Raw genomic sequence first — 11,827 nt, forward strand, 5'->3', positions numbered from 1 at the left:
TGTACACAATTGTCGACGATTCAGGTCACAGGATCCACACTGTAAAGGGCCGCCCCCTCGCCCGGCGTCCGTTCCCCGCGATCCGTCCAGGGCGACCCCGCTTATGCCATGCTCACGACCACTTGTTACCGGCGGGTTCGAAGAAGCCCCCGCCCCCCACTGTGGCCTGAGGAAGCAGATTGACCACCACCAAAAGCCGGTTAGCCCCCTACGCCCTGCTGTCCGCCCTGACAGCCGCCGTCCTGTTCACCGCCGCGTGCGGCGCCCCCGACGGCACCTCGGCCGCCGGCTCGGCGGGTGCGGCGAGCGCCACAGCCACGGACGACGCGAATGACACGTCCTCCCAGCAGCTGAAGGTCAGCCCGGTCCCCACCGGACAGGCCACGTCGGCCGCCGTCTCCCGGAGCGGGGACGGCGGCCGTTCGACGGAGAAGTCCACGCTCAAGGTGGCCTCGTACAACGCCGCTTCGGGCCGCGCGGTGATCAAGGCCGCGACGCGGCAGCAGCACACGAGCTCGCCATCGGCCACGCCGTCCACGTCGACGTCGACGTCGGCCTCGGCCTCGGCCTCGGCTTCCGCTTCCGCCTCGGCATCCGCCTCCGCCGACACCGCCGTGGCCGTCGGCGACGTGATCGCCAGTGCCCCCACCTCCGGCGCACCCGACGGGGTGCTCGCCAAGGTCACCGAGGTCGTCGGGCAGACCACCGCCGGGACCGAGGTCGACACCGAACCCGCGACGCTCAGCGAGCTGTTGCAGGACGACAGCGCCGACGGCACCGTCGCCGTGGACCCGTCGGGCATCGACGTGGACACGCTCGTCCCGGGCGTGAAGATCTCCTGGGCGAAGACCGGCGATCTCACCTTCGGCCCCGAGGGCGCGAAGCTGCCGCTGGGCAACCTGCGCCTGGACGTCTCCGCCGCCGTCGCCACCGCGACCGGCGCCCCCGCCTCGGCCGCCGCCTCCGTGAAGGGCTTCGTACAGCTCGCACCGCAGGTGGAGTTCTCGTACAACGGCAGCGGGACCACCGACACCCCGAGCGGCGCCTTCATCGGGCTGAGCGGCGACTGGGCCTCCCAGTGGGAGCTCAAGGGCCAGGCGGCCGCCGCGACGAACGACGAGCCGCTGCGCATCGCCTTCGCCAAGCTGCACGCCGACCCCGTGCTCCAGGTCGGCCCGGTACCGGTCGTCGTCAATCTCGACCTGACCTGCTACTTCGAGGTGAACGGTGACGGCAGGATCAGCGTCGACGTCAAGCAGGACCTGACCGGCGACTTCCGCGTCGGCGGCAGCTTCTCCCTTGCAAAGGGCTGGACCCCGGTCAGCACCTCCCAGATGAAGGGCACCCCGCTGACGGCCTCCGTCGAAGCCGCCGGCAAGGTCAAGGCCGCCCTCGGCGCCGAAGCCTCCGTCGGCCTCTACGGCACGGTCGGCGTCATCGCCGACTTCGCCCCCTACCTTCGCGGCGAGGCCACCGGCACCGCCACGGGCTCGACCACCGGTTCGGGCTCCGCCGTCGGGGCGTGGTCCCTGTACGGCGGCCTGGACCTGACCGGCGCGCTCCAGCTCAAGCTGACCATCTTCGGTACGCCGCTGTTCGAACAGCGCATCCCGCTGGGCGAGTTGCACCGCGAGTGGCTGCTCACCCAGGGCACCGGCAAGACCGCGTAGGGCGGTGACCGAATGCGGTCCGCCGGGTTCGCCCGGCTGACCGCATTCGCTGTTTCTTCCGGATCCCGGGCAACCTGAACCCCTCCCCAAGGGGTTGACCCGGTGTAAGGAAGACCGGGAAGACCGGACGGGCCGAGATGCGGGGGCGGGGTGGCGGTGGCAGCGGACTCGACGGCGGAGTTCGACGGATTCGAGGAGTTCGTCACGGCCCGTGGGCCACGCCTGCTGCGCGCCGCCTGGCTTCTGACGGGTGACGCCCACCTGGCGGAGGACCTGGTGCAGACGGTTCTGGCCAAGCTCTGGCCGAAGTGGCACCGGCTCGCCGACGGGAATCCGGAGGCGTACGCCCGCAGGGCCCTGGTGAACACCTACTCCTCATGGTGGCAGCGGCGCTGGCGCGGCGAAGTGCCGCACGCCGTGCTGCCGGACGGGCTCACCGCGGACATGTTCGCGGACGTGGATCTGGGGCATGCGCTTGCTACCGCCCTCCGGACGCTGCCACCCCGGCAGCGGTCGGTGGTCGTGCTGCGCTACTTCGAGGATCTCAGCGTCGAGGAGACGGCCGAGGCGCTCGGCTGCCGTCCGGGCACGGTCAAGAGCCAGGCATCGAAGGCGCTGCGGGCGCTGCGCGGCCTGCCGACGGTGAACACGCTTGTGGGAGGCGGTGAGCGATGTGAACAACACTGAAGAGGAACGCAGGCAGGAGCAGGAGCTGCGGCTGATCCTGGAGCACGGGATTCCGGACCTGGCCGCGCCGCAGGACCGGATGCGGCAGATCCGCCAACGCGTCTCGCGCCGCCGCCGGCGACGCCGCCTCGCTGTACTGGCGGCCGTGACGGGCGTCGTGGCGGCGGGTCTCCTGGGCACCCTGCGGATGTCCGGCCCGGCGGACGGGCGGACCGCCGAGGTCGCCGCCCCGCAGCGCACCACCACGACTCCGGCGGCCGACGACCTCGGACTGATCCTGAGAACGGGCAGCACCTGGTACACCCTGACAACGCCGGACGCCCAGTCGCTCACGACGGTCTTCGCCGCCAACCAGCCTCTGACGGATCGCGGTACGTGCACGGAGACCACCAGCGCCTTCAGCTGCTCGCCGGTGGACCGTCTCGGCGTGGGCGAGGTGCTGATCGCCTTCAGGCAGGTACCGAAGCCGCACAAGGAGAGCTCGGCGGAGACATTCGCGATCGCGCCGCTGACCGACGAGCCCGGCAAGAGCTGCCGCCGGATCGGAGGCGACCAGCAGATGATCGCCTGGGGCTTGATGCCCCCCGGCGCGTCACAGCGCCCCGCCATCAACGCCTACGTCTGCCTCAGGCGCGCGTCCCCGGAAACGATCGACGAGGTCAGAGAACTCCTCGCAACCGCCTCCCTGGACGTCAGCGATCCCGCCGTCGACAGAAACCCCACCTCCGCCCCCAGCGGCTCCCCGAGCGACTGACGCCCGCCGCGTCCGAAAGGTACGTACGCCCATGCCCCGACGCCTTCCCGCCCTCCTCCTGACAGCGGCGGCCCTGGCCGCGCTGCCGGGCTGCGGTGGCAAAGCCGGCGCCGTGTCCCAGGCACAGGCGCCAAGGACCGCGCCGCCCCCGTCCGCCGCGTCCGCTCCATCGGTAGCTGCAGCTGTTGAGCAACTGCCCCGGCAACTACCGGGCCTCGGCCCGCGGACCCTTGCCGAAGTACCGGCGAACGCCCGTCAGGTGGTCGTGGTGACCGGCCAGGGCAAGAACTCCCCGGTCTCGCAGGCCGTTCTGTACCGGCGCACCGCCGACGGCTGGACGACCGGCGAGACCTGGGCGGCGCACAACGCCAAGGACGGCTGGACCGACGACCACCACACGGGCGACCTGCACTCGCCCATCGGTGTCTTCTCCCTCTCCGACGCGGGAGGCCAACTGCCCGACCCGGGCACCCGGCTCCCGTACGACCACTCCCCGGCCGGTTTCTCCATCGGCGGCACCGGATTCGAGGGCGAAGCGCTCGCCGGCTCCTTCGACTACGTCATCGCCATCGACTACAACCGCAGGACGGGCGTCTCCCCGCGCGACTGGACCCGGCCCGAGGGCGAGTCCAAGGGCGGCGGCATATGGTTCCACGTCGACCACGGCGGCCCCACCCACGGTTGCGTCAGCCTGTCCGCGGCGCACATGAAGACGCTCCTGCGCACCCTCGAGCCGTCCCTGCACCCGGTCGTCGTCATGGGTGACGCGGCCTCCCTGGCCCGCTGATCTCAGCAGTCGCGGAACTCGGGTGACTGGTTGAGGATCTGGGAGCGGGTCGAGGTGAACCTGGCGTAGCTCTGCCCGTCCTGGGCCTGCGGCCGGAAGGCCGCGACCCGGTGGCAGTTCTGGAAGGCCAGGGTGACGCCGAAGTGCCGCTCAAGGCTGCCCCGGATGGAGTCGCTGGCCAGGGCGCGCAGCAGCTGGCCGCGATCGGCCTCGGTGGGCGGCGGGGTGAGGTTGTCGGCGAACTCCCGGTCGGTGCCACTGTCCTGGAGTTCCTGGGCGAGGCCTTCGATGAGCCGGTAGGCGTACGGGAGGGAGTCGCGGACGGTGGCCACGAAGTCCTCCTCGCGGATGTCGCCCTGTTCGGCCTGGGCCAGGAGCTGCGGGGATACGTCAAGCGACATGATGCGGATTCCTGTCTGTGTTCGTGGGTTACGGCGGTCAGACGGTTACGGCGGCTTCGCGCAGGGCGGCGGGGCCGTGCCGGAAGTCGGGGTCGATCTGCGCGGACAGGTCCTGGCCGGTGGCGCGGTCGGCCCAGGCGCGGGCGTTGCGCAGGTGGAACTCGACGGCCTGGCGCTGGAAGGTCTCCCAGTCCTTGGCGGTCGCGTCGACGGCCGAGCGCAGGCTGTCCAGGGCGAGGCGGTGGGCGGGTTCCAGGTCGCCGGTGGCGCGGCCCTGTTCGCGGGCGCGTACCCAGTCGGAGTGCCCGAAGACCGTCAGCAGGTCGTCGCCGACGTGCTCCTGGAGGAAGCGCACGTCGTCGGGGCCGGTGACCTTGTTGCCGACCACCGCGATCGGGACGCCGAACTCGGCCGCGTGCTCGCGGTACTGGCGGTAGACCGAGACACCCTTGCGGGTGGGCTCGGCCACCAGGAACGTCAGGTCGAAGCGGGTGAACAGGCCGGAGGCGAAGGAGTCCGCGCCGGCCGTCATGTCGATGACGGCGTACTCGCCGGGGCCGTCCACGAGGTGGTTCAGGTACAGCTCGACCGCGCCGAGCTTGGAGTGGTAGCAGGCAACCCCCAGATCCTCCTCCTCGAAGCTCCCGGTCACCATCAGGCGTACGCCGTCCACGTCATGCGCGTGCGCCGTGTGCACGGGGTCCGGGCCGAGCAGCGTCAGCAGGCGTGAACCACGGCCTGCCGGGGTCGTCTTGACCATGGCCTGCGCCGAGGTGATGCGGGGGTTGTCGCCGCGCAGGTACTCCTTGATCGCGGCGAGCCGCCCGCCGAGCGGCAGGATCGAGCAGGCCTCGTAATCGTCCAGTCCCAGGGCGCTGCCCAGGTGCTGGTTGATGTCGGCGTCGATGGCGACGACGGGGGCCCGGGAACGCGCCAGATGCCGGGCGAACAGGGCGGAGAGCGTGGTCTTGCCGCTGCCGCCCTTGCCGACGAACGCGATGCGCATGACTGCGTACCACCTCACGGGGGTTCAGGTGAACATGACTTTCATCTCCGAGAAGCTTCGCGGTCATGATCGCCGGCTGTCAAATCGCGGAGCGGCCCCCGCGCGCCGGACGGGAGGCCGACGGGCACGAGGCGGCGCTCACCGGTGGGGCTGCTGGGCGGCGTCACCGCCATGGTGTTCGGCAGGTGCGGTTGCTCTGCGTGGTGATGGCGGCCGTGCTGCTCGCCGTACTCGCGCTGATCGGGCGCCCGTTGCTGCTCGGGTCGGTCGATCCGAATGTCGCCGCGGGGCGCGGGGTGCCGGTGCGGCCGCCGCCGGGGCGAGCCAGATCACCGGCACGCTGCTGGTCTTCGCCCTGCTGGTGATGCCCGCCGCCACCGCGCAGACGCTCGCCGCCCGGCCCGCCCTGAGCCTGGCGCTGTCCGTGCTGATCGCGCTCGCGGTGACCTGGCTGGGCCTCGTCACGGCCTACTACTCGCCGTATCCCATCGGGTTCTACGTGACCACGTTCGCGTTCGCCGCCTACGTACTGGCGAACCCGATCCGGAGCATTGCATGACCGCGTTCCCGGCCTTTTTGCAGCACGCCCTGCTCGCCGGTACGGCCATCGCCGCGGTGTGCGGCCTGACCGGGTACTTCCTGGTGCTGCGCGCCCAGGTCTTCACCGGTGACGTGCTCAGCCATGTCGCCTTCACCGGCGCCCTGGGCGCCCTCGTCCTCGGCTACGACCTCACAGGCGGCCGACGTAACCGAGTGCCTGCCTGAGCAGCACTCCCTGGCCGCCCGGCATGTCCTGCTGGACCAGCGGTGACGAGGCCTCCTCGGGCGTGAACCACACCAGGTCGAGGGCGTCCTGGCGGGGCCGGCAGTCGCCGGACACCGGGACGATGTAGGCGAGGGAGACGGCGTGCTGGCGGGGGTCGTGGAAGGGCGTGACCCCGAGGGTGGGGAAGTACTCGGCCACAGTGAAGGGCTGCAGCGAGGCCGGGACGCGCGGCAGGGCGACGGGGCCGAGGTCCTTCTCCAGGTTGCGCAGCAGCGCGTCACGGATCCGTTCGTGGTGCAGCACCCGGCCGGAGACCAGGGTGCGGCTGACGGTGCCGTCCGACCCGATGCGCAGCAGAAGGCCGATGTGGGTGACTTCGCCGCTGTCGTCGACCCGTACCGGTACGGCTTCGACGTACAGGATCGGCATCCGTGCGCGCGTCAGTTCCAGTTCGTCGGGAGCGAGCCAGCCGGGCGTGGTTTCGGTCATGTCAGACATTGGCTGATCGTACTTTCCCCCGGCTTCCGCTTCGCGCGCGGCACGGGCGTGGGCCTAGGCTGAGCCGCCCGAGGCAGGCAGGCAGGCGCAGGGGGAAGGTCCGATCGTCCATGCCGTTGAACACCGGAGACCCTGGTGCGATAGGTGAGTACGTTCTCCTCGACCGGCTCGGCACGGGCGGCATGGGGGCGGTGTTCCTGGGGCGGTCGCAGACGGGGCGGCAGGTCGCGGTCAAGGTCGTGCACGCGCAGTACGCGCAGGACCCGGAGTTCCGGACCCGGTTCCGGCAGGAGATCGAGGCGGCGCGGCGGGTGAGCGGGGCGTTCACGGCGTCGGTGGTGGACGCGGACCCGGATGCGGACCGGCCGTGGATGGCGACGCTGTACGTGCCGGGCAGGAGCCTGGCCGGGCTGGTGGACAAGGGCGGGCCGCTGGACGGGGCGTCGCTGCGGGCGCTTGCGCTGGGGCTCGCGGAGGCGCTGCGGGACATCCACCGGGCCGGGGTGGTCCACCGGGACCTGAAGCCGGCGAACGTGCTGATGGCCGAGGACGGGCCGCGCGTCATCGACTTCGGCATCTCGCGGGCCGCCGGCAACGAGCCGCTGACCGTCACGGGCAACGTGATCGGCACGCCGCCGTTCATGTCGCCGGAGCAGCTGCGGTCGGCGCGCGGGGTGACCACGGCCTCGGACGTCTTCTCCCTCGGATCCCTGCTGGCGTACGCGGCCAGCGGGCACGGGCCGTTCGACGCGGACACCCCGTACATGGCGGGGTATCACGTGATGTACGAGGAGCCCCGGCTGGACCTCGTCGCGGAACCGCTGCGCGGCATCGTCGCGCACTGCCTGGACAAGGACCCGGCCGCGCGGCCGACGGTGCCGGAGCTGCGGGAGTTGTTCCGCGCGCTGCCGGACGAGCTCCAGCCGCTGTCGGCCGACGTGATCGCGGGCGGCGGGGAAGCCGAGACGGAGACCGAGATCGGCGGCGCCGGGCTCCGGACCCACGCCGAAGCCGCGCCCCGGCAGCCGGGGCGCGGCCGCGGGCGGAGGCTGCTCATCGTCCTGGGCGCGGCGGCCGCCGTCACGGGGCTCACCGTCGCGGGGGTCTTCGCGCTGGGCCTGGGCGGCCTGGGCGGCTCGTCCGCCGGGGCCGGCGCGCACACCGCCTCGCTCCCCGCCGGGTTCCGCGCCTGGCAGACGACACTGCGGCACACGGTGTCGGCCGAAGATGCCCCGGCCGTGGGGGACGGGCCCGGCTGCGTCACCGGCGGCGGCGACCTCTACTGCGGCGGGGAGGGCTTCACGCTCGCCAGGGTCGACCCGGCCACCGGACGGGTGAAGTGGCGGGTGGGCGTCTCCGCGCAGGACGTGACGCCCTTCGGGGTGCGGGACGGGCTGGTCTACGTGCCCGTCTGGGCGGGGGGCGGCTGGAAAGTGGCGGCCCTGGACACCGCGAACGGCAAGCAGCGGTGGGTCGCGGCCAACCCGCAGAACCACCGGGCGCTGCTGTTCGACGGCGGGCTGCTGACGGCCACCGGCGACGCCCGGGGCTTCGTCGCGTACAACACCGCCGGCAAGGCGCTGTGGAAGACCCAGGTCCCCTCGTACTGCCTGCCGATGGTGGCGGGCGGCGACCCGTACGCGGAGTGCACCACCGGCAACGACGTGGTCAAGGGCCCGGTCACCGTGCAGCGGCTGGACCGGGCCGACGGAACGGCGCACAAGCTCGCGACGCTGCCGGCGGGCGCGACGGGCCTCGGCGCTTACGACGGCCAACTGCTCTACGCGGTCTCCGGGGCGCTGCTGCACCTCGACCCGGACACCGGCGCCGTACGCCGGCAGAAGCTGGAGCGCGAGGTGAGCGGGACGCCGGCGCTGCTGGACGGCACCGTGTACTTCACCGGGACGAACGGCACCGTCACCGCCGTGTCCGCCGCCACCGGCAAGCAGCTGTGGCAGCAGGCGACCGGCCTGGAGAACCTGTCGGCGCCGGTGCTGTCGGCGGCGTACGGGCGGCTGTACTTCGCCACCCGGATCGGCAGTGTGCTGGCCCTGGACCGGGACGGCGGCACGGAGTTGTGGCGTACGGCCGCGCTCGACAGCACCGGGGCGGAGGACGAGGACTGGCCGGTCGGCGTGCTCCTGGTCAAGGACGCGATCGTGACGATGGCCGGGCTCACCGCCTTCTCGGTGAGCCCGGACCAGCCGTCCGTCACCACGTGAGGGCGTCGCTGCGCGAGACCTGCCAGTAGGTGACCCGCGCCGAGTCGTCCTCGACGTAGAGCGAACCGCCGGGCAGGGGTATCTGCACCTCGGTCTGGTCGCCGCCGTCCTCTGCGGTCAGCATGACCAGGCCGAAGGTGGTGGCCTTGTGGCCGCTGTCGGCGCCGCTGCCGTCGGTGGACGCGGTCGTCACGCCCGCGTACGCGGTGGCGCCGGGGGCGAGGGTCACCACGGCGTTCGGGTTGCTCTCCTCGACCGGCTCCACGGGCTCCTCCCGGTCGGCGGTGAACCTCATGTACGGGAACTCGTACAGGACGCAGGTGCGCGAGCCCTTGTTGACCGCCTCGATGACCAGGTGATTGACCGGGCTGGACACCTTGCTGACCACCACGGTCAGGAGATCCTTCGTGCAGTCCACCGAACTCGCCCCCTCGGACGGGCTGGGCGAGAGCGAGGCCGCAGGCGACGGCGAGGACGAGGCCTCAGGCGAGGAGGAAGGAGAAGACGAAGGCGAAGGCGAGGGCGAGGGCGAGGCCACGGGGCTCGGGGTCGCGGGCGAACCAGCACCAGTGCCGCAGGCGGTCAGGGCCAAGGCCGCGGCGACGACGAGAACGGACACCGGTCGGTCGATACGCAAGGCAGGGGCCTTCCACATGCGCTGTCGCTGTCGCTTTCGATCAGCTTCTGACCCCCGCGATGATCCTGGCGGGACCTCACAGACGGATGACAGCTCCATTCCAGATGCAGCACGGCCCGCCCCAATTCCTCATACCCCGGCGTCGAGTTGGTCGGCCAGGCAGGCGAGGTAGAGGGCGGTCGTGGTGGGCTGGGCGCGCAGCGAGTGGCCGGCGAGCTGCTCGATCTTGTTCATGCGGTAGACGATGGTGTTGCGGTGGATGTGCAGGGCCTCGGCGGTCCGTACGAGGCTGAAGCCGCTCTCGTACCAGGCGATGACCGTGGCCCGGATCACCGGCCAGTCCGGCTGCGCGTGCAGGGCGGCGGCGGTGCGGGCGCGCAGCCGCGTGCGGGCGGGCTGGCCTGCGGCGGCGAGGAACTGGTGGACGCGGAGTCCGCCGATGAGGTGCACCGAGCCTCCGCCGGAGCCCGAGCCGGAGTCGGAGTTCAGGCGGGCGCCGAGGCGCAGCGCGTCACGGGCGTCCTGGTAGGAGTCGTGGAGGCCGTCGACGGAAGCGGCGGGCTCGCCGATGCCGACGCGGGCGCCGAGGGTGTCGACGACCCGGCGGCAGGCGGTCGTGACGGAGTCCACCGGCCGCCGCTCGGGGAACCGGTGCAGCACGCCGATCCAGCCGGGGGCGGTGCTCGCGACGATGTCCTGGGGATCCGCGAAGACCTCGCCCACGGTGCGGAGCAGTTCGGAGCGGCCCAGCGCGCGGGCGGTGTCGGGGGCGGTCATCTCGATGGCGATCGCGATCCGCCGTACGCGCAGGTCGAAGCCCAGCTCGGCGGCGCGGGAGTTGATGAACTCGCCCTCGATGACCTGGGGATCGTACGAGGCGATGTCGGCGAGCACCTTCTCGGCGGCGCGTTCCGCGAGCAGGCGCGAGCGCAGCATCACCGACTCGCGGAGCAGGATCTCCGTCTGGCGTTTCACCAGCAGCCCGAACCGGCCGACCTGGCGGGGCGTTCCGGTGATCCCGACCGTGCCCACCGCCCGCCCGTCCATGACCAGCGGCAGCGTGATCCCCGGCCGTACCCCGCGCAGCTGCTGGGCCTGCAACGCGGTGTGGGCGGAGGGTTCCTGAGTGCGCATCACCTCCACCGAGGCCTCGTGGAAGGACCCGACGCGGCTGCTGTCGCCGCTGCCGATGACCATGCCCGCGTCGTCGGTGATGAGCACGTTGAAGCCGATCACCGCCGAGGTGTCCCCGGCGATCTCCTGCGCGAGTGAGGGGCTCAGCATGGTACGCACCGTACAGTCCAGGGCTCGCTGGAAGCGGCAAGTTCGTACGGAGTGACCAGTGACGGGCCTCGGAGCGGCCCCTACGGTAAGGGCGCATATCTCCTCCCGCCGCAGGCACAGCGCGGTGAACGGCGGGCCCTGCATCCTCCGCACGGAAGGCTCGAAGCCGATGACCCGTGTACGTGTCCAGGTACGTTCCCTCCTCGCCCTCGTCCCCGCGATGCTGCTGCCGCTGACCGCCTGCGGCTCCGGCGGCGACGACGCCCCGAAGAACGTCTCCGCCAGCACTGCCGCGCTCGGCACGATCACGCCCGGCGTGCTGAAGGTGGCCGTCGAGCCGTACGCCCCCTACACCACCGTCAAGGACGGGAAGATCGTCGGGCTGGACGGCGACATCATCAACTACGCCGCCAAGAAGCTCGGGCTGAAGGTCGTCCCCGACGTGACGGACTTCGCGGGCATGCTCGCCGGTGTGCAGTCCCGCCGGGACGACATCACCGTCGGCGGGGTCGCCTGGACCGCCGAACGGCAGAAGCAGGGCCTGTTCACCGACCCGCCGTACTACTCGCCCCCGGCGATGGCGGTCCGCTCGGGCAAGTCGTACTCGACGGTCGACGACCTGAAGGGCCTCAGCCTCGGCACGGTGACGGGCTATGTCTGGGTGAAGTCCATCCAGGCCGTCCCCGGCGCCGAACTGCACTCCTACCCCAACGCGAACGGCGTCTTCGACGACCTCGGCGCGGGCCGGATCGACGTCGGCTTCCTGGACCCGCTGCTGATCATCGCCGCCCAGAAGGCCCGGCCCGAGCTGAAGATCCAGACCCAGTACCTGACCCCGCCGACCGCCGCGCAGGTCAAGGCGAAGCCCGCGTACGAGTACTTCCGCCCGTACCAGACCGGCTTCTACCTGCCCAAGCAGGCCACGAAGCTGGAGAAGGCGATCTCCGCGCAGATCGACGCGATGTACGCGAACGGCGAGCTGGCGAAACTGATCACGAAGTGGGGCGGCGACCCGCAGCAGTTCCTGGTCCCCGCGTCCGATGTCGCCACCGCCCGCAGGGGCGTGGACCGGCCGGCCGGCTGGACGCCGCCGTCCATCGCGAAGTGACGGGGTG

13 protein-coding genes are annotated in these 11,827 nt (G+C 71.6%); 8 read left to right on the top strand and 5 right to left on the bottom strand.

Going from position 1 to position 11,827, the window contains the following annotated elements:
- Positions 1-179: 179 nt before the first annotated feature.
- From OG607_RS21520 to OG607_RS21535, 4 genes are all read left to right on the top strand, one after another.
- Positions 180-1,670 carry a hypothetical protein gene (locus OG607_RS21520; protein WP_405725739.1) on the top strand — a complete coding sequence of 497 codons (1,491 nt, stop codon included), beginning with the start codon at positions 180-182 and terminating at the stop codon, positions 1,668-1,670.
- A gap of 156 nt (positions 1,671-1,826) precedes the next feature.
- The gene (locus OG607_RS21525; RefSeq protein WP_405725742.1) at positions 1,827-2,357 is read left to right on the top strand and encodes a SigE family RNA polymerase sigma factor; all 531 of its coding nucleotides are present in this window, start codon (positions 1,827-1,829) and stop codon (positions 2,355-2,357) included.
- A complete protein-coding gene (locus tag OG607_RS21530; RefSeq protein ID WP_405725745.1) occupies positions 2,344-3,111 on the top strand; it encodes a hypothetical protein in 768 nt (255 codons plus the stop codon). The genes OG607_RS21525 and OG607_RS21530 overlap by 14 nt, the downstream gene beginning before the upstream one ends.
- Before the next feature lie 31 nt (positions 3,112-3,142).
- Positions 3,143-3,898: a L,D-transpeptidase family protein gene (locus tag OG607_RS21535; protein ID WP_405725748.1), complete on the top strand. Its 756-nt coding sequence runs from the start codon at positions 3,143-3,145 to the stop codon at positions 3,896-3,898.
- 2 nt (positions 3,899-3,900) lie between these two features.
- Here OG607_RS21535 and OG607_RS21540 read toward each other — a convergent pair whose 3' ends face one another.
- Both OG607_RS21540 and OG607_RS21545 read right to left on the bottom strand, forming a co-directional pair.
- Positions 3,901-4,299: an SCO5389 family protein gene (locus tag OG607_RS21540; protein WP_405725751.1), complete on the bottom strand. Its 399-nt coding sequence runs from the start codon at positions 4,297-4,299 to the stop codon at positions 3,901-3,903.
- Positions 4,300-4,336: 37 nt separating this feature from the next.
- Positions 4,337-5,305 (bottom strand): ATP-binding protein, encoded by a 969-nt coding sequence (locus tag OG607_RS21545; protein ID WP_405725754.1) that lies wholly within the window; start codon positions 5,303-5,305, stop codon positions 4,337-4,339.
- 364 nt (positions 5,306-5,669) lie between these two features.
- On the opposite strand from OG607_RS21545, the gene OG607_RS21550 reads away from it, so the two are divergent.
- Positions 5,670-5,864: a hypothetical protein gene (locus OG607_RS21550; RefSeq protein ID WP_405725757.1), complete on the top strand. Its 195-nt coding sequence runs from the start codon at positions 5,670-5,672 to the stop codon at positions 5,862-5,864.
- Entirely contained in the window at positions 5,861-6,070 is a 210-nt protein-coding gene (locus tag OG607_RS21555) for a metal ABC transporter permease (protein ID WP_405725760.1), read from the top strand. Before OG607_RS21550 ends, OG607_RS21555 begins: the two co-directional genes overlap by 4 nt.
- On the opposite strand, the gene OG607_RS21560 is transcribed toward OG607_RS21555, so the two are convergent.
- Complete coding sequence (locus OG607_RS21560; protein ID WP_405736947.1) at positions 6,036-6,560, bottom strand: NUDIX hydrolase family protein; 525 nt, start codon at positions 6,558-6,560, stop codon at positions 6,036-6,038. The genes OG607_RS21555 and OG607_RS21560 overlap by 35 nt on opposite strands.
- Positions 6,561-6,679: 119 nt before the next feature.
- Between OG607_RS21560 and OG607_RS21565 the strand changes: the two genes are divergently transcribed.
- On the top strand, positions 6,680-8,791 hold the full coding sequence (locus OG607_RS21565) for a serine/threonine-protein kinase (protein ID WP_405725763.1): 2,112 nt from the start codon (positions 6,680-6,682) through the stop codon (positions 8,789-8,791).
- On the opposite strand, the gene OG607_RS21570 is transcribed toward OG607_RS21565, so the two are convergent.
- Together OG607_RS21570 and OG607_RS21575 are read right to left on the bottom strand one after the other, a co-directional pair.
- Positions 8,781-9,209 carry a DUF4232 domain-containing protein gene (locus OG607_RS21570; RefSeq protein WP_405725766.1) on the bottom strand — a complete coding sequence of 143 codons (429 nt, stop codon included), beginning with the start codon at positions 9,207-9,209 and terminating at the stop codon, positions 8,781-8,783. The two genes, OG607_RS21565 and OG607_RS21570, sit on opposite strands and share 11 nt — an antisense overlap.
- A 348-nt stretch (positions 9,210-9,557) precedes the next feature.
- Positions 9,558-10,712, bottom strand: coding sequence for a CdaR family transcriptional regulator (locus OG607_RS21575; protein WP_405725769.1), 1,155 nt, complete (start codon positions 10,710-10,712; stop codon positions 9,558-9,560).
- Between the two features lie 169 nt (positions 10,713-10,881).
- On the opposite strand from OG607_RS21575, the gene OG607_RS21580 reads away from it, so the two are divergent.
- A complete protein-coding gene (locus OG607_RS21580; RefSeq protein WP_405725772.1) occupies positions 10,882-11,820 on the top strand; it encodes a substrate-binding periplasmic protein in 939 nt (312 codons plus the stop codon).
- Positions 11,821-11,827 lie beyond the last annotated feature (7 nt).

Source organism: Streptomyces sp. NBC_01537 (assembly GCF_045040445.1).
Taxonomy (GTDB): domain Bacteria; phylum Actinomycetota; class Actinomycetes; order Streptomycetales; family Streptomycetaceae; genus Actinacidiphila.